Here is a 19,520-nt window from a genome sequence, read left to right as displayed (position 1 = left end):
GGTAGCTGTGTTCCCGTCCCGCCTCGTCCCGCAGCCGCTGTACCCTGACCTGGATAAACCCCCAGCTACCGCGTACCTGGCTGGTGCGTTGTCCCACCCTCCTCCACCCCTTCGGTAGCTCCAGGGGGGGAAGGCGCCTGGGTCTCTTCCACCAGGCCTTGCATCAGCGTCCTGAGGAGTTCCGGGTTATGTCGCAGCATGGCCCGTTCGATCTCCGCCAGTCCACTCCCCGCTTCCAGGCTTAGTTCCAGGTCTTCCATGTACCGCTCAAAGGCTTGGCGTGCTTTCGTTTTCCACTCTTTCATGCCTTATTCTGGCATACGGATTTTTAGAGATGCACCCGGCCGTCCTTTTTGATTTGACCCTGGAATGCAAATAGTGTATACTGTATACACTTTATGACCCATTTCCAGCGACCCCACTCGGTGCGGGAGGCGGCCTATGCTCACCTGCGGGGGGCCATTCTGGCGGGTTCCTTACTGCCGGGGGCACGCATTTCCGAGCCGGGGCTGGCGCAGGAGCTCGGCATTAGCCGCACGCCTGTGCGCGAGGCCTTGCAGCGCCTGGCCCAGGAAGGGCTGGTGGAACTGCTGCCGGGCAAGGGGGCGCGGGTGCGGGTGCTCTCGGCGGAGGAGGTGCGCGAGGTCTACGATGTGCGGGCCTTGATCGAGGGCGAAGCAGCAGCTTTGGCGGCACAAAACGCCACGGAGGCCGAACTGAACCGGCTGGAAAAGCTACTGCTGGAGCTGGATGCCCTGCCCGCTGAGGCCTATGCCCAGCAGATGCAGGTAGACTTCGACTTTCACACCGCCCTGGTCGAGGCCGCCCACAACAAAACCCTGGCCCGCATCTACGCCGATTTGCGCTCGAGCCTGACCCTCATCCGCTCGTTTCAGCAAACCCTCTCGCAGCACCCCAGAACCCGCCAGCAGCACCAGGCCATTCTGGCGGCCCTAAAGGCCCATGACCCCGCCCGTGCTGCCGAGGCCGCGCGAACCCACGTGCGCTATTTCCGCGACCTGGTCATGCAGAGCCTCCAGGTGCAGGTCTGGCAGTAAAGGAGCTCACATGGACTTCAATCAAAGCTACCGCTCGTTTGTGCTGGCCATAGCCCAGAACCCCCGCATCAAAAATCTGGTGCTTAGCCGTGGACGCAATTTCGCCCGCCGCTTCATTGCCGGCGATACCTTAGAAGAAGCCCTACGGGTGGTGGAAGTTTTGGAGCGCGATAAGGTACACGCCATCCTGGACTTACTGGGGGAGATGGTTACTTCTGAGGCCGAGGCCCGCAAGTTTCAAAGCGAACTAATTCGGCTGGTACAAGCTTTTGGGGCCCTTCCGTACCCCCGCTATGTGGCCATTAAGCTCACCCAGCTAGGCTTGGACCTCTCCGAGGACCTGGCCTACTCCCTTATGCACGAGATTCTGAGCGAGGCCCAGAAAGTGGACTGCTTTGTGCGGATCGACATGGAAGACAGCCCCCGGGTAGATGCAACCCTGCGGGTCTACCGGCGCTTGCACCAGGCCGGTTTTGAAAACGTGGGGGTGGTGCTGCAAAGCTACCTCAAACGCACTGAACAGGACCTGCAAAGCCTGATACCGCTCAAAACGCCGGTGCGTATCGTGAAGGGTGCTTACAAAGAGCCGCCCGAGGTGGCCTTTCAGGACAAGCGCATCATTGATGGGCAGTTTTTGCTGCTGTGCAAGAAGGCCCTGGAAAACGGCCTCTACACCGCGATTGCCAGCCACGACCCCCAGATCATCCAGGAGATGAAGCGTTGGACGGCGCAGATGGGTATCGGGCCCGACCGCTTCGAGTTTCAGCTTTTGTACGGGGTGCGCCGCGACGAGCAAAAAAAGCTGGCTGCCGAGGGCTATACCGTGCGGGCCTATGTGCCCTACGGCACCGACTGGTATCCCTACTTTTCGCGCCGTATTGCCGAGCGGCCCGAGAACCTCTTATTCGTGGCGCGCAGCCTGATTCAAGGGTAGGTATGGCGACGCTCGATTTGCACCTTCTGGAAGGCACCTATGCGGTCTGCCAGCTCGAGGCCACCGCACAGGTTCCGGCCTGGGCTGAAGGCGAGGGTTTTCTAAGCATCAGCCGTGCCAGCGACGAGTTGACGATAGTCTGCCCCCAAAAGCGGGTGCCCCCTGGGGTCAAAGCTGAGCGCGACTGGCGCTGTTTTCGCCTGCTTGGCCCCTTCGACTTTGCCCTCACCGGCATCCTGGCTGCGGTGCTAAACCCGCTGGCCCAGGCGGGTGTGGGTGTTTTTGCTGTTTCGACCTACAATACTGACTACGTGTTGATCAAATCTGAGCGCCTAAATCAGGGAATAATGGCCCTGAGCCAGGCTGGACATCGAGTACACGTTGCACAGAAGTGACTTGCCGAAAGGAGCAGTTATGACCACAGAACCCTACCGCCCCGAACCCATCGAAACCTTCCAGAGCCCAGAAGCCTTTGAAGCCATGCGTAAAGCCCTGGCCGAGGTGCGGGCCCAGTTTGGCCGCCACTACCCCCTCATCATTGGGGGTGAGAAAGTGCATACCCAGGCCAGTATCACCTCCACCAACCCCTCCAACCCAGCAGAGGTGGTGGGGGTGAGCGCCAAGGCCGGGATTGCCGAGGCCGACGCCGCCCTGGACGCGGCCTGGCGGGCTTTCAAGACCTGGCGGGACTGGCCCCAGGAGCACCGCAGCCGGGTTTTGCTGAAGGCCGCCCAGATTATGAAACGCCGCCAGCGGGAGCTCGAGGCCTGGCTGGTCTACGAGATCGGCAAGAACTGGGTGGAGGCCGCCGCCGACGTGGCCGAGGCCATCGACTTTATCCGCTATTACGCCCTCTCGGCCCTCAAGTACAAAGACGGCGCCCCGGTGGTGCCCTATCCGGGCGAGGACAACGAGGCCTTTTACATCCCGCTGGGGGTGGGGGTGGTGATTGCCCCCTGGAACTTCCCCCTGGCCATCCTGACCGGCATGACCGTGGCCCCCATCGCGGTGGGCAACTGCGTGGTCTCCAAGCCTGCCGAAGATACCGTGGTGATAGCGGCCAAGCTCTTCGAGATTCTGGAGGAGGCGGGTCTTCCACCGGGGGTGGCCAACTTTTTGCCGGGGTCAGGCAGCGAGGTGGGGGCCTACCTGGTGCAGCACCCCCGCACCCGGTTTATCAACTTTACCGGCTCCCTCGAGGTTGGCCTGCAGATTAACGAAAGCGCCGCCCGCCTCTCGCCCGGACAGATCTGGCTCAAGCGGGTGTTCCTGGAGCTGGGCGGCAAAGACGGCCTGATTGTGGACGAAACCGCTGATATTGCTGCGGCGGCGCAGGCCACGGTGCAGAGTGCGTTTGGTTTCCAGGGGCAAAAGTGCTCGGCGGCCTCGAGGCTGATTGTGGTAGACGGGGTACACGACCTGCTGATGGAGCAGGTGCTCAAGCGTACTGAAAGCCTGATTGTGGGGCCAGCCGAGGAAAACCCCGACATGGGGCCGGTGGCCAGCGCCCAGCAAGAAAAAACCGTGCTGTCCTATATCGAGATTGGGCAGCAGGAGGCCCGGCTGGTGCTGGGCGGACGCAAGCTCGAGGGCGGCGGCTACTTCATCGCACCCACCGTGTTCGAAAACGTATCCCCCGATGCCCGCATCGCTCAGGAAGAGATTTTTGGCCCCGTGCTCTCGGTGATTCGCGTGCCCGACTTCGACACCGCCCTGGAAGTGGCCAACGGCACCCGCTATGGCCTCACCGGTGGGGTTTTCTCGCGCAAGCGCGAGCGCCTCGAGCGGGCCCGGCGCGAGTTCCACGTGGGCAACCTCTACTTCAACCGCAAGATTACCGGGGCCCTGGTGGGGGTGCAGCCCTTCGGCGGCTTCAACCTCTCGGGCACCGATACCAAGGCCGGAGGGCCCGACTACCTGCTCAACTTCCTGCAGATGAAGAGCGTTACGGAGCGGTTTTAGAACTCTTCGTCTACCTCGTGCAGCCGTTTGGCCCATAGGCTTGTGGGCTGATGGTGTTCCCGCACAATCTGGGCCACCTGGGGCTCGAGGATGCGCATGGCGCCGTATTCGGGGTGATGCAGGCGAATCTGCCAGGCCCCCCGCCAGCCTTTGTCCAGGGGCTCGATGGGCACATCCAGGCTGATAAGCCCGGTTAGGATGCGCTCGAGGGGGCGGTAGGGCCGCAGGGCTTTACCGCTGTCGTGCAGCAGTGCTGCCCGCACAGCAAAGCTGGGGGCGTCGGGGTAGCGCTCCAGCAGCCGTTTGGCCACCCGCACAGCGTGCTCGCGATCCCGCACATCCATGGCCTTGTACAGATGGGCCTCCTCGATGCTGAGTTCGGCCAGGGCCCAGGCGTCGTCCGGCTCGGCCTGGGCTGGAACAAAGGCTTTATACAGACGCTTTAGACGCAGCCACACCAATTTATCCTACGCATTTCTGCGTTTTTTATGTCAAATCCCGTCATTTGTCTGACTGCACTGCCCTAAGGTAACGTAATGGCGGGAGGAATTATGAACCTACGTGCTCTAATTGCAGAGTTTCTGGGAGTGTTCGCTTTGTGCTTTGTGGGGATTGGGGCCATTGCGGCCACCCAAGGTGACGATCTGATGGCAATTGCCTTGGCCCATGGCCTGGCCATTGGTTTGTCGGTGGTGGCCTTGGGGGCTATCTCGGGCGGGCACTTCAACCCTGCGGTCACCTTTGCCATGCTCATCACCGGCCGCATTACCCCTATGGGTGCAGCGGGCTACTGGGGGGCCCAGTTTTTGGGCGGGCTGGTGGCCGCCTTCTTTATCGGCGCGCTGTACGGCGGTAATGCTGTGGCCGAGGGAACCCCGCTTCCCGGCGCAAACCACACCGCCATCCAGGCCCTCATGATGGAGATCTTCCTGACCTTCTTTTTGGTTTCGGTTATTTTTGGCGCGGCGGTTTTCAACAACTTTAGCTATGCGGGCCTGGCCATTGGTCTGGCCATCACGATGGATATCCTGGCCGGGGGCGCCATATCGGGCGCAGCCATGAACCCGGCCCGCGCCCTGGGACCGGCCATCATCGGCGGTGAGTGGACGTCGCACTGGGTCTACTGGGTTGGCCCGCTGGTCGGGGCTGGATTGGCGGCTTTGCTCTACGACTTTTTGTACAGCAAGAAAGTGGAAAGCTAGAGCGCTCTTCGCAATTGTTGAGCTGCTCAGAACTTGATGGCTTTGTCCTACACAGTACAGTTGCCTTCCGGATAGAAGGCAACGTCTGTGAAGAGTGCGATAGAGGGCTTCTCGCAAGGGCACCGCTCGCCTGGGGGCATCTCCTCCAGGCGAACTTTTCTATCCGACTTCGGCCAGGGCTTTGGCTCGCCTTAGGATGGCATCGAACATGGCAGCGGTGAGCTTTCCGGTGTTGGTGTTTTGGCGGCTCACGTGGTAGGAGCAGAGCAAGACCCGTTCGCCTAGAGGGTACTCGAGGCCGTGGGCAAAGGGGTACTTGGACTTGCGCAGGCCGTGGTAGTCCAGCAGTGCATGATGGGCGATCTGGCCCAGGGCCAGGTAGACCTTGAGGTGGGGCAGCAAAGCCAGCTCTTGTTTTGTCCAATGGGCGCAGGCCTGGAGCTCGAGGGGGGTAGGTTTATTTTCCGGTGGGGCGCAGCGCACGGCGGCGCTGATGTAAACGCCCCGTAGCACCAAGCCGTCGCCTTTGTGGCTCGAGGTCGGCTGGCTGGAGAGTCCGGCGCGGTACAGGGCCGGGTACAGGAAGTCGCCCGAGGCATCGCCGGTAAAAGGTCGCCCGGTGCGGTTGGAGCCGTGGGCGCCGGGGGCCAGCCCGAAAATCAGAATTCGTGCGTCGGGATCGCCAAAGCCGGGCACGGGTCTGGCCCAGTAGGTGGTGCTGCGGTAGGCTGCGCGTTTTTCCCGTCCGACCTGTTCGCGCCAGGCCACCAGCCTTGGGCAGGCCCGGCAGGCAGCAATCTGGGAGTGGAGAACCTCGAGTTTCATACGCCTACTATTACACCCTTACGCCCTTTTATACCCTGGGGTCTTTATCGGGAGCTTTGGGTGCCAGGCCGAACATCACTATCTGTACCAAGTTCAGACGTGGCCGTTTTGTTGCGCCGTCTGACCTTCTCACCTGCGCGACCTGTACAATCGGCTATCTTGTTCTCCTTTGTCTTGTTCAAAACTTCTGGAGGTTGGTTCACGTGCAAAATGTTTCTACTGTAGCCCTACCGCGCATTATCCAAGGTGGGATGGGTGTGTCTGTTTCCAACTGGCGTCTGGCCAAAACGGTTTCGCTGCTGGGTCAGCTGGGGGTTGTTTCGGGTACCGCTATGGACACCGTAATGGTGCGGCGGTTGCAGGATGGCGACCCCGGTGGTCTGGTGCGCCGTGCGCTGGCGGCTTTTCCAGTTCAACACTGGGTTAAGCCTGTGCTGAGCAAATACTTTCGGCCCGAGGGTCGGCAGGGCCAGCCTTACCTGCGTATTCCCATGCCCAGCCGCTTGGGCGATACAGCCTCACAAATTATGCACGTGCTGGGGGGTTATGTAGAGGTATTTTTGGCCAAGGAAGGGCATTCGGGCCTGATTGGCATCAACCTTCTGACCAAGCTGCAAATTCCCACCATGGGCACGCTGTATGGGGCCATGCTGGCCGGGGTGGATTACGTCTTGATGGGGGCCGGCATTCCCCGTGAAATTCCCGAGGTGCTCGACAGGCTGGCCGCGGGTGAAACCGCCTCGCTCAAAATAGACGTAACCGGCTGGACGGGCACCGAAGCCCCCCGGCTTCACTTCGATCCCCGCGAGGTGCTGGGGGGCGTCCAGGCGCTTAAGCGCCCCAACTTTTTGCCCATCATCGCCTCCAACTCGCTGGCTACCTTGCTGGCCCGCAAGGTAACCGGCACCATCCAGGGCTTTGTCATCGAGGGCCCCACCGCAGGCGGACACAACGCCCCGCCCCGGGGCACCCCGGTGTTTGATGGGCGCGGGCAGCCGGTGTACGGCGAGCGGGATGTGGTGGACCTCGAGCAGATCAAGGCCCTGGGCCTGCCGTTCTGGCTTGCGGGGGGTACGGGTTCACCCGAGGCCCTGCAAGAAGCCCTCGCGCAGGGAGCAGCCGGCATTCAGGTAGGAACCCTGTTTGCTTATAGCCAGGAGTCAGGCTTCGAGGCCGATCTCAAGCGGGGCATCCTCGAGCGGGCTGCCCGTGGGGCCGTGAAGGTTTTTACCGACCCCAAAGCCTCGCCGACCGGCTTTCCTTTCAAGGTGGCCGAGGTAGAGGGCACGCTCTCAGAGCCGGAGGTTTATCGCCGCCGGACGCGGGTCTGCGACCTGGGCTATCTGCGCGAAGCCTACCAGACGCCCGAAGGGAAAATTGGCTTCCGCTGCGCTTCCGAACCCATCGAGCAGTACCTAGCTAAGGGGGGTGAACTGGCCAACACCGAGGGCCGCAAGTGCTTGTGCAATGCCCTTCTGGCAGCGGTGGGGCAGGGCCAGGTGCAGAAGAACGGCGACCTCGAGCTGCCGCTGGTGACGAGCGGGGACGACCTCGAGCGCATCGGTCGCTTTGTGGCTCGGTTTGGCACCCAGTACAGCGCCCGGGACGTGGTGGCCTACTTACTGGGAGAAGCGCCTGTGCCCCGGACAGAAGCCCAGCCCATGATGGCAAACGGCTAACCCGCCAAGCACCGCCTGCATCCGCCGACAATCCTGGTGCAGCACCCCAGCAGCCTGGCCGCTGGGGTGTGAATTTTTTGAAGAAAAACCGTAAATAGGCCTACCTTTTGCCAAGCGATTAGCCTTCAAACTCGAGGAGTAGTTTATTTTCTGAAGTTGGGTCGGCAAGGCTGCTGGTGTGAGAGGTGGGTTGTGGGGTTTCAGTTTCCGCTGTTGCTTTGGCTGCTGCTCCTGATACCGCTCTTGGTATGGGTTTATTGGCGCAGGGTGCAGCGTGGAGATGCCAGTGCCCATGTGCTTTATCCCAACTTGGCGCAATTGGCTGGTATCGCGGAGCCGCGCTGGAAGCGGCACCTGAGTGCTTTGTTGTATGGCTTGGCCCTGGTGTTGGCCATTGTGGCACTGGCCCGCCCCCAAGCCACTATACCGGCTCCCGATAACATGGCTACGGTGATCGTGACCCTAGACATCAGTCTGTCTATGCGAGCCCAGGATGTCGAACCGAGCCGCATCGAAGTGGCGAAGCGCGAGGCACAGAACTTTGTGCGAGCACTACCCGACAGCGCCAAGGTGGGGCTGGTGAGCTTTGCCGGCTACGCCACTCTGGAAGTCGAGCCTACCACCGACCACCAACGGGTGATAGACCAGATTGAGCTGTTGCAGTTGGCCCGGCGGACGGCCATTGGGGATGGCTTGCTAGAGAGCCTCAAGGCCATTCCCAAGGATGATCAAGGTAAGCCCTTGGGGCCCTCCACGGTGGTTTTGCTTTCGGATGGACGAACCAACAGCGGTGTAGACCCGCTCGAGGTCACCCCCTTTGTTAAGGACATGGGGGTGGTTGTGCATACCATTGGGCTGGGCCGCCGCAGCAACCCCAACGACCCCGACCCCCAGTGGGGGAGCTACTGGATGCAGTTTGACGAAGAAACCCTGCGGGCTATCGCCGATTCCACCGGAGGCCAGTACTACGCCGCCGAGTCTGCCGAAGCCTTGCGGCAAGCCTACCGCAACCTGGGCCGGGTGGTGGGCTGGAAGCCCCAGCGCACTGAGGTTAGTGGTGTGTTTGGCCTGGCCGCTGGGCTTTTGCTGGCCTCGAGCCTGCTGATATCGAACCTGCGCCGCCGGGTAATCTAGAGCACTCTGCTTATACCGGATTCAAAAAGATAATCTTCAAACAAAAAGCGCTAAGAGGCTATCTTTTTGAATCCTAGAGCACTCCCTTCGGTCGGGTTAGTTCGTCACCGAACGGTGACGAACTAACCGAATCTGGTATTACTCCTTGAGCCCCCACCAGTAGTATTACTGCGTCCTGCACAGGACAGGCCACGCCTGTGAAGAGTGCGATTTATGCCTGCTGGGCAGGGGGGCAATAAAAGGCCAAAGCGGTAGACTTAGGCGTGTGGTTTACCAAGAAGCAGTGGAATGGTTGTTTGCCCAAAGCCGGGCCGGGGCTCCCAGGGGTCTGGCGCGGATTCGTGCACTGCTGCAACGCCTGGGCCAGCCGGAAGCTGCTTTTCCTGCTGTTCACGTGATTGGCACCAATGGCAAGGGCAGTGTGGTGGCCTATCTGGCGGCGGCTTTTAGGGCTGCCGGGGAACCTTACGGAGCCACCATCAGCCCGCACCTGCTGGATTTCCGCGAGCGCATCTGTACCCACCAGGGCCCGATTCCCGAGGCTGAGGTGGTGCGCTTTGTGGAGTGGGCGCAGCAGCAGCGATGGCAAGAACCTGTAGCCTTCTTCGACCTCACCACCGCGCTGGCTTTTCACCACTTTGCCGCGGTTGGGGTGCGCGTGGCTGCGGTTGAGGCAGGGGTGGGTGGTGCGCTGGATGCGACCAACGCCCTGCCCGACGTTCGCGTGACGGTCATTACCAACATCGGTGAAGACCACCTGGAAACCCTGGGGGGTTCGCTCGAGGGGGTCGCCAAGGACAAAGGGGGGGCCATCCGAACCGGGGTACCGGTAGTAACAGGGGCCGAGGGGGTTGGACTGGCGGTTATTCGCGCCATCGCCGCCGAGCGGGGGGCGCCTTTGTATGTGCTGTCCGAAGGTAGCCCTATTTTCGATTTACCTGCCCAGCCCTCGCTGCGGGGCCGCTTTCAGTTACAGAACGCCCGTCTGGCAGCGGCAGCTCTGCGCCTGCTGGGTTATGGCGAGCCGGTTTTATCCACGGGTTTATCCACAGCCGTCCATCCGGGCCGCATGCAGCACCTGACCTACCAGAACACCCCTGTGGTGCTCGATGGAGCCCACAACCCACCCGCCGTCCGGGCGCTGGTAGAAGAGTTTGAAGAATTTCATCTGGTGTTTGGCGCTTTCCCCCGCAAGGACTACCACACCATGCTGCAAACCCTGCTCCCCAAGGCCAGAAGCGTACGGTATACCTATGCCGCCAGGGGTGCCCTGCGGGCAGAGGAACTTCTGCAAGAACACCCCGCGCCCTACTTCGAACATCCGCTCGAGGCCCTGCATCACGCTGTTGGAGCAGCCCAGCAGGACGGCGCTTTAGTCCTGGTCACAGGCTCTTTGTACCTGGTAGGGGAGATGCTGCGGCAGCTCCAGGCGCAGCATCTGGCCAGCCCAAAGAAGGTAGGCTGAAAAGCCAGCCGGGCCACCTCGGCCAGCTCGGTGCGCCCATAGCCCACATTCACGTTCCAAAGCCCGGCGAAGCCGTCAATGTACCACCAGCCCTGGCTATCGCGCACTTTAGAGCCCTTGCCCTCGACCAGCACCAGCGGGCCGCTTTGCTTGTGGCGGTGCAGGTTGGTGGCGGGGTGAAAGTGGTGGGCAATATCTTGCTCGATGAGCCGCTGGGTGTTCCAGGTAGGGCTGTTCATAATGCCCCCGATTTTACCCCCTGCCAGAGGTGGGCCATGAACGGGGCGCTCGAGCTGCCTCCCCCACAGCACTGGGGCGGGGTGGCGAAGTCGCCGATGACCTGTCGCGTAGTATGCTGGCCTTTGTGACTGCCGATACCAGGCGCGAAATACTCAAAATTGCCCTGCCGGTGAGCCTCGAGTCAACCGTTCAACTAAGCCTGGGCTTTATCAACCAGGTCATCGTGGGAGTCTTGGGCACGGCCACGATTGCGGCGGTGGGGCTGGCCAACAATGTGCTGTTTATCGGCATTCTCTGCCTCAACACCCTGGGTGCGGGGTGCGCCATTCTGGCCAGCCGGGCCAGGGGCCGGGGGGACGAAGCCGCGGTGCGGCGCATCGTGAGTTTTTTCACTGGGTTTGCTTCGGTTTTGGCCCTTGCGCTGGCCCTACCGCTGGGGCTGGGGGCCATGCCTTTCTTAAGGCTACTGGGGGCCGATCTCGAGATTACCACCATCGGTGGGCCGTACCTCTCGCTGGTGGCCCTCTCCTTGCCCTTGGTGACCCTCAGCGTGGTGAGCAGCGCCGCATTTCGCAGCATGGGCAAGGCCCGCATCCCCATGCTGGTGACCATCCCCACCATCGCCCTGATACCGCTTTTGTCATGGCTGCTGGTGTTTCCGTTGGGCATGGGCGTGGTAGGGGCGGCGGTGGCGGCCCTGCTGGCGCAGGGTCTCCGGGCGGCGCTGCTGCTGGGGCTGCTGTTTGCAAGCCGCTGGGGGTTGCGCTGGGCCTGGCCTGGCCTGGCTCAAGTCCGGCCTTTGCTGGCCCAGGCCGTGCCGCTGGTGCTACCGCTGTTCATCACCGAGATGGTATTCAGCGGTGGGGTGTTTTTGTTTGCGCTGCTGTTCGAGCGCCTGGGTACGCAGGAGCTGGCGGTGTTCCAGATTGTGAGCAACCTCGAGATGGTCTTCATCACCGCCTCGGCGGGCCTGCACTATGCGGCCACGGTGCTGGTGGCACAGGCCATTGGGCGGGCCGATTCCTCAGGTGTTTGGGGGGTCTCGCGGCTGATCTGGCGCATGGGTCTAATCTCGGCGGCCATCTTTGGGCTGGCCTTTGCCCTCTTTGCTTTCCTGCTGTCCTTGCTCTATCCCAACACCACGCCTCAAGTCCAGCAGTGGGCTTTTTGGGCGGTGCTGTTGAACGCCCTGTTTCAACCCATCAAGGTTTCCAACTTCATCTTTTTTGGCATCCTGGCCAGCGGTGGCGACACCCGCTTTTTGCTGTTCTCCGATTTTGCTACGGTTTTTTTGCTGGGCTTGCCCTTGGCCTGGCTGCTGGCTTTTCCGCTGGGCCTGGGTTTGTGGGGAATTTTCCTGGGACGGCTCTTGGGCGAGGAAATCCTGCGTATCGCCATGTTCTTGTGGCGTTACCGGGGTGGGCAGTGGTTCCGCTTGGATCGGGGGGCCAAAGCCTTGGCTACAGATTGAAGCTGCTCGACATACCCACCAAACGAAACGCTTTTTGGCTGGCAGTGCAAAAATCCGTATTATACTGAGCTTCGATGCGGGCGCGTTCTTATTTGTTTACGCTCTACATGGAATACCTCTACCCAGAAAACCGGGCCTGGGTGGGGGACCTGATTCGCTGGATGGAGCTGCTCCAATTCAGCGAGCCGGCTGTGCGGGCCGCGGTTTCGCGCAGCGTCAAGCGCGGCTGGATTCTCCCAGAGAAGGATGGGCGACGGGCCTACTACCGGCTTTCGCCGCGGGTGGCCTGGCAGGTCGAGCAGGTGCGGGAGCGGCTTTACACCTATGGTACGGCCTGGGATGGAAAGTGGCGCATTCTGGTTTATGCCGTACCGGAAGCCAAACGCACCGTGCGCGACCGCTTCCGCAACGAGCTGATTCTGCTGGGCTTCGGGACGCCGGCGCCCGGGGTCTGGGTCAGCCCCAATGCCTCGCTCGAGGCCGCCCGCGACCTGGTGGGCTTTTACGGCCTGCAAAGCTACGTCGAGCTTTTCCAGGCCGAGCGCTTTTCCAGTACGCCCCCCCTCGAGCTGATCGAAAAATCCTTCAACCTCAAAGCCGCCCAGGCCCGCTACCGCGCTTTTCTGGCACAAAAGCAGGAGCGACCCCAAAACCCCGAGGAAGCCTTTGTGCGGCTGACCCACATGGTGCACCAGGCCCGCAAGAACCTCTTCCTCGACCCCGGACTGCCGCCCGAGCTCACCCCCCCGGGCTTCCTGGGGCAGCGTGCCAAGGAGCGGTTTTTAGCCCTCTACGACCAGCTTTCCCGACAAGCTCGCCCAGTGTTTGAGCCTGGCTCCGTCGCCGCAGATTAGAGGCGAACCTGTCGCAGGCGCTCGAGGAAATCATGCACAATATTCCCGGTCACACCCCAGATATCGTAGCCCCGCCAGGGATAGTGCCAGACCTTGCGGCTCAGTCGGCCCTCTATTTCGGAAAACTCCCCGCCCAGGCCGCTGGGAAAGCGGTTGCCTGGGGGTGGGGTGCGTTCTTCGGCATAGGCGGGTGCGGTTAGCAATTCCTCAATGGGCACCCAGAGCAGCGCGTCCACTTCCTCGGGGTTGGGGGTAAGACGGGGCTCCTGGGTAATCCGGCCCAGCAGGGGGAATACTCGGTAGCCAAAAGGCGAGAGGGTAGGGTTCAGGTGCCCCAGTATCTCCACCTGCTCGGGCTTTAGCCCCACTTCTTCTGAAGCCTCGCGTAAAGCGGCCTCCTCTGCGCTTTCGCCATCGTCAAAGCGGCCCCCGGGGAAGCTGATTTGCGCTGCATGGTGCGGCAGGTGGGCGCTGCGAACAGTAAACAAAAGCCGACCTTCCCACACCGGAAGCAGAACGGCTGCATCCACAAAACCCTCTGGTAGCGGCAGTTGCTGAGGGGGACGGGAAACGATGGCTTTGAGAACGTTCGATTTCATGCGACTTTTGCTGTTGCGAATGCTGGCTACATAGCGGCCGGTGTGATGCCTGAAGCCTCACAACCACCATTGTGAAGCTATCTTGGACTCCTTTCTGTGGCCCATGACCGCTTTACGCGCAGCTTTGCTCGCAGCGTTCGCGCAACAAAACCTCCGGGTTTACCTTTTCCTGGCGGCACCAGGCCACCATCAGCCACAGCGCCTCGGCCAGGTTGCCCTGTTCAATAGCCTGGATAAGGCTGTCCTTGCCCGAGAAGGGGGTTCCCAGCTTTTTCTGGATTTCGTTGGCCCGGGCCAGGGCGCCCAGGCTGCGCGGCACCTGGTCGCATACCGACTGGGCGGTTTTGCCCTCGCGGGCTTTGATGGCCTTCCAGTTGGCGGTAACGGCCTCGGGGGTGTCGGCCTGCACGTTGCCGAATACGTGTGGGTGGCGTCTTATCAGCTTATCCACAATGTGCTGCTCCACCTGGGAATACGTAAAAGTGCCCTCCTGCTCGGCAATCACCGAGTGAAAGGCCACCTGCAACAACACATCCCCTAGCTCCTCGGCCAGTTCGTCGGGGTTGCCTTTGCCGATGGCGTCCACGGCTTCGGCGGCCTCCTCGAGCAAGTAAGGCCGCAGGCTCTGGTGGGTTTGTTCTTTGTCCCACGGACAACCGTCGGGGCCCCGCAAGCGGCGCATGACCTGCAATAAACGCTCCATGCCTTATAGCCTAGCGGGTTTTGAAAAGGAGATTATGCCTTTTTGAGCAAACGCCAAAGCAGGAGGCCGGCTGCCCACGTAGAGCCCATCAGCATAAGGCTCAGCAAGTCCACCGGGGCGGTATCCCCCAAGGCCAGGCCCTGGGGGCTGGGGTAGGGCAGACCGGTGGTGCGGGTCAGCACAAACAACAAGGTCATCAGCCCGACCAACCATAGTCCTCCGGTGTAGGCGCCCCGCTCCATGCTAGCGGGTATCTCGAGCAAACGCGCCAACAGCAAAAAACCCCCGTACATGAGCTGAAATCCCAGCAGCATCATAAACAGCACCGCATACCAGAACCCCGCGCCCTGAAGCCCCAACGGGGTTTCGTTGCCGAACAGCTCACCACACAACCCGCCCCCCAGCGCAGAGTTGCCCAGACCCAGCAGTTGCAAAAAGAAGGGTGCCATCAGCAAAGCCCCGGCCCAGCGTACCTGGGGGTTAGAAAAAGCGACTGCGCGACCGTCCATGTCCACCTTCATCTTGCTGTAAAAGCACTGGGCTAATGTAAAGTGGCTTGCCTTGGGGGGTCGGGCCAGAATGGTCAGGCTGGGCTGCTGGCACCTCGAGCAGGGCATTGGCAGCTCGAGCAAACTGTCTGCTGAGGGACATTTGCCTGGGGTTGGATTGTCTACGGTTAACCAAGGTTTGCAGAGGGTTTGTTGGCCTTCAACAAGCCCCATCAGTACAGGAGCGTAAAAAGATGCCACGTCGAGCGATTTGGATTGCCTTGATAGCCGGTCTGCCCTTGCTGCTAGCGGTGGTGGCGTTTCTGCTCTCTAAAGACACCTACCAGCCCTATGGCACCCGGCTGCTGAATGTTCGGCCCGCCGAAGCCAACCAATTCACCCTTACCGCCCACGACGGCTCGAGCAAAAGCCTTTCCGACTTTCGGGGCAAGGTGGTCCTGATCTTCTTTGGCTTCGTGAACTGCCCGGATGTATGCCCCACCACCCTGCTCGAGCTCAGCAAGGTCTATAAGGCCCTGACCCCTGCCGAGCAAGCGCGGGTACAGGTTTTGCTGATCTCGGTAGACCCCGAACGGGACAACCTGGAAAAGCTGCGGGACTATGTAACCTTCTTTAGCCCCAGCTTTATCGGCCTAACCGGCACCCCCGAACAGATTGCCGAGGTGGCCAAGCGGTATGGGGTGTTTTATCAGAAATCCCAGATCAAGTCGCCCACCGAGTACAACGTAGACCACACCGCCACCGTCTTCGCCCTCGACCCCAAGGGACAGCTGCGCCTGATTTACGGCAGCGGCAAAGCTGCCGAAACCGAGCGGGTGGTGCAGGATGTGCGCTGGTTGCTGCGGTAGGCTGCTTTGGCAAAACAAATCTCCGCATCGGCCCAGGTATCGCCAGGTATCGGTAGGAGGGGCGCTCACAGCGGTTGGTACGGCCACGCATGTGGAGGCTGCCATAATGCAGGTCAAAACCGACCGGATGCAGTGGCCCCGGCAAAAAACGAACCGATATCACCATGCCGTCAGAGTTCATACTGGCCCGAGTGAGCGGCCCGTAGCCTCTTTGGCTCTGCTCTCTGGCCTTATTTTCCCCCTTGATTAACTCCTGGTAGCCGTATATACTTCTAGGGTTGCGTCGCCTCAGGCCAGCCCCGGCTTTGAGGTAACATCGGTTGCGCTCACGGGAATGCCGTCGCGCACAGCGATTCTTGAGAATCCAGGGGCGAAACTTAGGCTGCTGGCCTGGTTCGCTTCTCGACGGGAACCCCGCACCGAGCGCAGCGCAAGAACGCAGACCTCCGTGTGGGGTTTCAGTTTTGAGAGAACTCGAGTCAGACGAAAGGATGTGATTACACTGCCAACCATCAACCAACTCCTCCGTAAGGGCCGTACGCCGGTGGTCAAAAAGAGCAAGGTGCCTGCCCTCAAAGGAAGCCCCTTCCGCAAAGGCGTCTGCACCGTGGTGCGTACCGTCACCCCCAAGAAGCCCAACTCGGCGCTGCGTAAAGTGGCCAAGGTGCGGCTCTCGAGCCAGTACGAAGTCACCGCCTACATCCCCGGTGAAGGTCACAACCTGCAAGAGCACTCGGTGGTGCTGATCCGTGGGGGCCGTGTGAAGGACCTGCCGGGTGTGCGCTACCACATTGTGCGCGGTATCTACGACACCCAGGGTGTGAAAGACCGCAAGAAGAGCCGCTCCAAATATGGCACCAAGCGCCCCAAAGCCGATGCCAAGGGTGCGGCAGCCAAGGGTAAGAAGTAACTTTTCACATGCCGCCGCATGCGGCGGCACGAGTGAGGTCAGAGTATGTCGCGGAGAAGACAAGCTGAAATTCGCCAACTCGAGCCCGACCACCTCTACGGCGATGTGGTGGTCACCGCGCTCATCAACCGGATGATGCGCGACGGCAAGAAGAACCTGGCTGCCCGGATTTTCAAAGAAGCCTGCGAGATTATCCAGGAGAAGAGCGGGCAGGAGCCCCTCAAGGTCTTTAAGGCGGCGCTGGACAACGTGCGCCCCCGTGTGGAGGTACGCAGCCGTCGGGTGGGTGGGGCCAACTACCAGGTTCCCGTCGAGGTATCCCCCCGCCGCCAGCAAACCCTGGCCATTCGCTGGATTGTCAACGCCTTCAACAGCCGGGGTGAGCGTGAAGCCCACCAGCGCCTGGCTGCCGAACTGCTGGAAGCCGCCGAGGGCAAGGGTGGGGCGGTCAAAAAGAAAGAAGATGTTGAGCGTATGGCCGAAGCCAACCGAGCCTACGCCCACTACCGGTGGTAAGTATGTCCGTTAAGACTGGTTTCGACCTAAAACTCTTCCGCAACATCGGGATTGCGGCCCACATCGACGCCGGTAAGACCACCACCACCGAGCGCATCCTCTACTACACCGGTCGCATTCACAAAATTGGTGAGGTGCACGAAGGTGCGGCCACCATGGACTGGATGGAGCAGGAGCGAGAGCGGGGCATTACCATTACCGCCGCCGTGACCACCGCCAACTGGAAGCACAGTGGTACCGGCATTGAGCACCGCATCAACATCATCGACACCCCCGGCCACGTGGACTTCACCATCGAGGTCGAGCGTTCCATGCGGGTGCTGGATGGTGCTGTGGCGGTATTTGATGCTTCGCAGGGTGTGGAACCCCAGTCCGAGACCGTGTGGCGCCAGGCCGACAAGTACCGGGTTCCCCGCATTGCCTTCGCCAACAAGATGGACAAGACCGGGGCCGATATCTGGTTGGTGGTCAACACCATGAAGGAGCGTCTGGGGGCCAAGCCGGTGCTGATGCAACTGCCCATTGGCCGCGAGGATACCTTCAAGGGCATCATTGACGTGCTGCGCCAGAAGGCCTACATCTACGGTAACGACCTCGGTACTGACATTAAAGAGGTTGAGATCCCCGAGGATATGAAGGCCCAGGCTGCTGAGTACTACGAGAAGCTGGTGGAAGCCGCGGCCGACTACGACGAAAACATCATGATGAAGTTCCTGGAGGGCGAGAAGCCCACCGAAGAGGAACTCATCCGGGCCATCCGCAAGGGCACCATCGCCATCGAGATTTTCCCGGTTTTCCTGGGCTCAGCCCTCAAGAACAAAGGGGTTCAGCTGCTCCTGGATGGGGTGGTGGACTACCTGCCCTCGCCGCTGGACATTCCCCCTGTTAGAGGCAAGACCGAGAATGGCGAGGACGTCGAGCGCCCTGCCGATCCCAATGGCCCCCTGGCTGCCCTGGCCTTCAAGATTATGGCCGACCCCTATGTGGGCCGTCTGACCTTCGTGCGGGTTTACTCCGGTACCCTCAAGTCGGGTTCCTACGTGCAGAACACCACCAAGGGCAAAAAAGAGCGCGTGGCTCGTTTGCTGCAGATGCACGCCAACCACCGTGAAGAGGTGGAAGAGCTGCGTGCGGGCGAGCTGGGCGCAGTGGTGGGCCTCAAAGAGACCATCACGGGCGACTCCCTGGTGGGTGATGGCGACCAGCCGATTATCCTCGAGTCCATCGAGATTCCCGAGCCGGTAATTGACCTGGCCATCGAGCCCAAAACCAAGGCCGATCAGGACAAACTCGGCGTGGCCCTTGCCCGTCTGGGTGAAGAAGACCCCACCTTCCGCGTATCCACCGACCCCGAGACCGGGCAGACCATCATCTCGGGCATGGGTGAGCTGCACCTGGAAATCATCGTGGATCGCCTCAAGCGCGAGTTCAAGGTGGATGCCAACGTGGGCAAACCCCAGGTGGCCTACCGCGAGACCATTACCCGCCCGGTGGATGTCGAAGGCAAGTTCGTGCGCCAGTCCGGTGGGCGTGGGCAGTACGGCCACGTCAAGATCAAGGCCGAACCCCTCGGCCGTGGTTCGGGCTTTGAGTTCGTCAACGCCATTGTGGGGGGTGTGATCCCGCGCGAATACATTCCGGCGGTACAAAAAGGCATCGAGGAGGCCATGCAGTCCGGCCCCCTCACCGGCTTCCCTATCGTGGACCTCAAGGTCACCCTCTATGATGGCAGCTACCACGAGGTAGACTCCTCCGAAATGGCCTTCAAGATTGCCGGCTCGATGGCCATCAAAGAAGCTATCGAGAAGGGTGGTGCGGCCATCCTCGAGCCCATCATGCGGGTCGAGGTCATCACCCCCGAAGAATTCCTGGGCTCCATCATCGGCGACCTGAACTCCCGCCGCGGCCAGATTCAAGGCATGGAGGAGCGGGGCAACGCCCGGCTGGTGCGGGCCTTTGTTCCCCTGGCCGAGATGTTCGGCTACGCCAACGACATGCGTTCGATGAGCCAGGGCCGGGCCCAGTTCTCGATGTTCTTCGACCACTACGAGCAAGTGCCTCAAAACATCGCTCAAAAGCTGATCAAGGGGCAATAACCAACCGGGGTCGGGGTTTTACATGACCCCCGACCCTTCACCGATAACTTTAGAAGGAGTGAAACTGTTATGGCGAAAGGCGTATTTGAGCGCACCAAACCCCACGTGAACGTGGGCACCATCGGCCACGTAGACCACGGGAAGACCACCCTCACGGCGGCGATCACCTTTGTGGCAGCGGCGGCCAACCCCAACGTAGAGGTACAGGCCTACGACCAGATCGACAAGGCGCCTGAGGAGAAGGCCCGTGGGATTACCATCAACACTGCCCACGTGGAGTACGAGACCGCCAATCGGCACTACTCCCACGTGGACTGCCCCGGCCACGCCGACTACGTCAAGAACATGATCACCGGTGCGGCCCAGATGGACGGGGCCATCCTGGTGGTCTCGGGAACCGACGGCCCCATGCCCCAGACCCGCGAACACATCCTGCTCTCGCGTCAGGTGGGGGTGCCTTACATCATCGTCTTCCTGAACAAGATCGACATGGTGGACGACCCCGAACTCTTGGA

The 19,520-nt window shown here is 61.1% G+C and carries 21 protein-coding genes; 15 read left to right on the top strand and 6 right to left on the bottom strand.

The genetic code is table 11. The annotated features are described in order from the left end of the window. Nucleotides 1-65: 65 nt before the first annotated feature. Entirely contained in the window at nucleotides 66-305 is a 240-nt protein-coding gene (locus Q355_RS15885; protein WP_211247175.1) for a hypothetical protein, read from the bottom strand. Between the two features lie 93 nt (nucleotides 306-398). On the opposite strand from Q355_RS15885, the gene Q355_RS0112440 reads away from it, so the two are divergent. The 4 genes from Q355_RS0112440 to pruA are packed head-to-tail and all read left to right on the top strand — an operon-like array spanning nucleotide 399 to nucleotide 3,954. Then, nucleotides 399-1,058, top strand: coding sequence for a GntR family transcriptional regulator (locus tag Q355_RS0112440; protein ID WP_027878094.1), 660 nt, complete (start codon nucleotides 399-401; stop codon nucleotides 1,056-1,058). A 10-nt stretch (nucleotides 1,059-1,068) separates the two neighbouring features. Continuing rightward, nucleotides 1,069-1,992 (top strand): proline dehydrogenase, encoded by a 924-nt coding sequence (locus tag Q355_RS0112435; RefSeq protein ID WP_027878093.1) that lies wholly within the window; start codon nucleotides 1,069-1,071, stop codon nucleotides 1,990-1,992. A 2-nt stretch (nucleotides 1,993-1,994) separates the two neighbouring features. Continuing rightward, the gene (locus tag Q355_RS0112430; RefSeq protein WP_027878092.1) at nucleotides 1,995-2,387 is read left to right on the top strand and encodes an ACT domain-containing protein; all 393 of its coding nucleotides are present in this window, start codon (nucleotides 1,995-1,997) and stop codon (nucleotides 2,385-2,387) included. A 19-nt stretch (nucleotides 2,388-2,406) separates the two neighbouring features. Continuing rightward, on the top strand, nucleotides 2,407-3,954 hold the full coding sequence (gene pruA, locus Q355_RS0112425) for an L-glutamate gamma-semialdehyde dehydrogenase (RefSeq protein WP_027878091.1): 1,548 nt from the start codon (nucleotides 2,407-2,409) through the stop codon (nucleotides 3,952-3,954). On the opposite strand, the gene Q355_RS0112420 is transcribed toward pruA, so the two are convergent. Continuing rightward, a complete protein-coding gene (locus Q355_RS0112420) occupies nucleotides 3,951-4,412 on the bottom strand; it encodes an HD domain-containing protein (RefSeq protein ID WP_027878090.1) in 462 nt (153 codons plus the stop codon). The genes pruA and Q355_RS0112420 overlap by 4 nt on opposite strands. Before the next feature lie 93 nt (nucleotides 4,413-4,505). Here Q355_RS0112420 and Q355_RS0112415 point away from each other — a divergent pair, with 93 nt between their 5' ends. Next, nucleotides 4,506-5,156, top strand: coding sequence for an MIP/aquaporin family protein (locus tag Q355_RS0112415; RefSeq protein ID WP_027878089.1), 651 nt, complete (start codon nucleotides 4,506-4,508; stop codon nucleotides 5,154-5,156). Nucleotides 5,157-5,315: 159 nt separating this feature from the next. Here Q355_RS0112415 and Q355_RS0112410 read toward each other — a convergent pair whose 3' ends face one another. Further along, the gene (locus tag Q355_RS0112410; RefSeq protein WP_027878088.1) at nucleotides 5,316-5,981 is read right to left on the bottom strand and encodes a uracil-DNA glycosylase; all 666 of its coding nucleotides are present in this window, start codon (nucleotides 5,979-5,981) and stop codon (nucleotides 5,316-5,318) included. A 251-nt stretch (nucleotides 5,982-6,232) separates the two neighbouring features. Between Q355_RS0112410 and Q355_RS0112405 the strand changes: the two genes are divergently transcribed. The 5 genes from Q355_RS0112405 (at nucleotide 6,233) to Q355_RS0112385 (ending at nucleotide 12,824) form a co-directional block, all read left to right on the top strand. After that, entirely contained in the window at nucleotides 6,233-7,660 is a 1,428-nt protein-coding gene (locus tag Q355_RS0112405; protein WP_036259466.1) for a nitronate monooxygenase, read from the top strand. Between the two features lie 192 nt (nucleotides 7,661-7,852). Then, complete coding sequence (locus Q355_RS0112400) at nucleotides 7,853-8,794, top strand: VWA domain-containing protein (RefSeq protein ID WP_027878086.1); 942 nt, start codon at nucleotides 7,853-7,855, stop codon at nucleotides 8,792-8,794. A 265-nt stretch (nucleotides 8,795-9,059) separates the two neighbouring features. After that, on the top strand, nucleotides 9,060-10,259 hold the full coding sequence (locus tag Q355_RS0112395; protein ID WP_027878085.1) for a bifunctional folylpolyglutamate synthase/dihydrofolate synthase: 1,200 nt from the start codon (nucleotides 9,060-9,062) through the stop codon (nucleotides 10,257-10,259). A gap of 268 nt (nucleotides 10,260-10,527) precedes the next feature. Then, the gene (locus tag Q355_RS0112390) at nucleotides 10,528-11,970 is read left to right on the top strand and encodes an MATE family efflux transporter (protein ID WP_245597576.1); all 1,443 of its coding nucleotides are present in this window, start codon (nucleotides 10,528-10,530) and stop codon (nucleotides 11,968-11,970) included. Nucleotides 11,971-12,044: 74 nt separating this feature from the next. Next, complete coding sequence (locus Q355_RS0112385; RefSeq protein ID WP_027878083.1) at nucleotides 12,045-12,824, top strand: PaaX family transcriptional regulator; 780 nt, start codon at nucleotides 12,045-12,047, stop codon at nucleotides 12,822-12,824. Here the strand turns inward: Q355_RS0112385 and Q355_RS0112380 are convergent. From Q355_RS0112380 to Q355_RS0112370, 3 genes are all read right to left on the bottom strand, one after another. Then, the gene (locus tag Q355_RS0112380) at nucleotides 12,821-13,423 is read right to left on the bottom strand and encodes an NUDIX hydrolase (RefSeq protein WP_027878082.1); all 603 of its coding nucleotides are present in this window, start codon (nucleotides 13,421-13,423) and stop codon (nucleotides 12,821-12,823) included. The two genes, Q355_RS0112385 and Q355_RS0112380, sit on opposite strands and share 4 nt — an antisense overlap. Nucleotides 13,424-13,535: 112 nt before the next feature. After that, nucleotides 13,536-14,126 carry a MazG family protein gene (locus tag Q355_RS0112375; protein ID WP_027878081.1) on the bottom strand — a complete coding sequence of 197 codons (591 nt, stop codon included), beginning with the start codon at nucleotides 14,124-14,126 and terminating at the stop codon, nucleotides 13,536-13,538. 32 nt (nucleotides 14,127-14,158) lie between these two features. After that, nucleotides 14,159-14,635, bottom strand: coding sequence for a hypothetical protein (locus tag Q355_RS0112370; RefSeq protein ID WP_027878080.1), 477 nt, complete (start codon nucleotides 14,633-14,635; stop codon nucleotides 14,159-14,161). A 233-nt stretch (nucleotides 14,636-14,868) separates the two neighbouring features. On the opposite strand from Q355_RS0112370, the gene Q355_RS0112365 reads away from it, so the two are divergent. The 5 genes from Q355_RS0112365 to Q355_RS15880 form a co-directional block, all read left to right on the top strand. Continuing rightward, complete coding sequence (locus Q355_RS0112365) at nucleotides 14,869-15,483, top strand: SCO family protein (protein WP_036259461.1); 615 nt, start codon at nucleotides 14,869-14,871, stop codon at nucleotides 15,481-15,483. Nucleotides 15,484-15,976: 493 nt separating this feature from the next. Beyond that, on the top strand, nucleotides 15,977-16,393 hold the full coding sequence (gene rpsL / locus Q355_RS0112360) for a 30S ribosomal protein S12 (protein WP_013014872.1): 417 nt from the start codon (nucleotides 15,977-15,979) through the stop codon (nucleotides 16,391-16,393). A gap of 45 nt (nucleotides 16,394-16,438) precedes the next feature. Beyond that, nucleotides 16,439-16,909, top strand: a complete 471-nt coding sequence (gene rpsG / locus Q355_RS0112355; RefSeq protein ID WP_027878078.1) for a 30S ribosomal protein S7 — start codon at nucleotides 16,439-16,441, stop codon at nucleotides 16,907-16,909. 2 nt (nucleotides 16,910-16,911) lie between these two features. Beyond that, on the top strand, nucleotides 16,912-19,005 hold the full coding sequence (gene fusA / locus Q355_RS0112350; protein ID WP_027878077.1) for an elongation factor G: 2,094 nt from the start codon (nucleotides 16,912-16,914) through the stop codon (nucleotides 19,003-19,005). A 69-nt stretch (nucleotides 19,006-19,074) separates the two neighbouring features. Further along, nucleotides 19,075-19,520, top strand: a 446-nt coding sequence (locus tag Q355_RS15880) for a GTP-binding protein (RefSeq protein ID WP_027878008.1), incomplete at its 3' end; no start/stop codon positions are given.

Origin of the sequence: Meiothermus cerbereus DSM 11376 (assembly GCF_000620065.1) — a bacterium.
In the GTDB taxonomy this organism is placed as follows: Bacteria; Deinococcota; Deinococci; order Deinococcales; family Thermaceae; genus Meiothermus; species Meiothermus cerbereus.
Note: the sequence above shows the minus strand (reverse complement) of the source record. Positions and strands in the feature narration are given on the sequence as shown.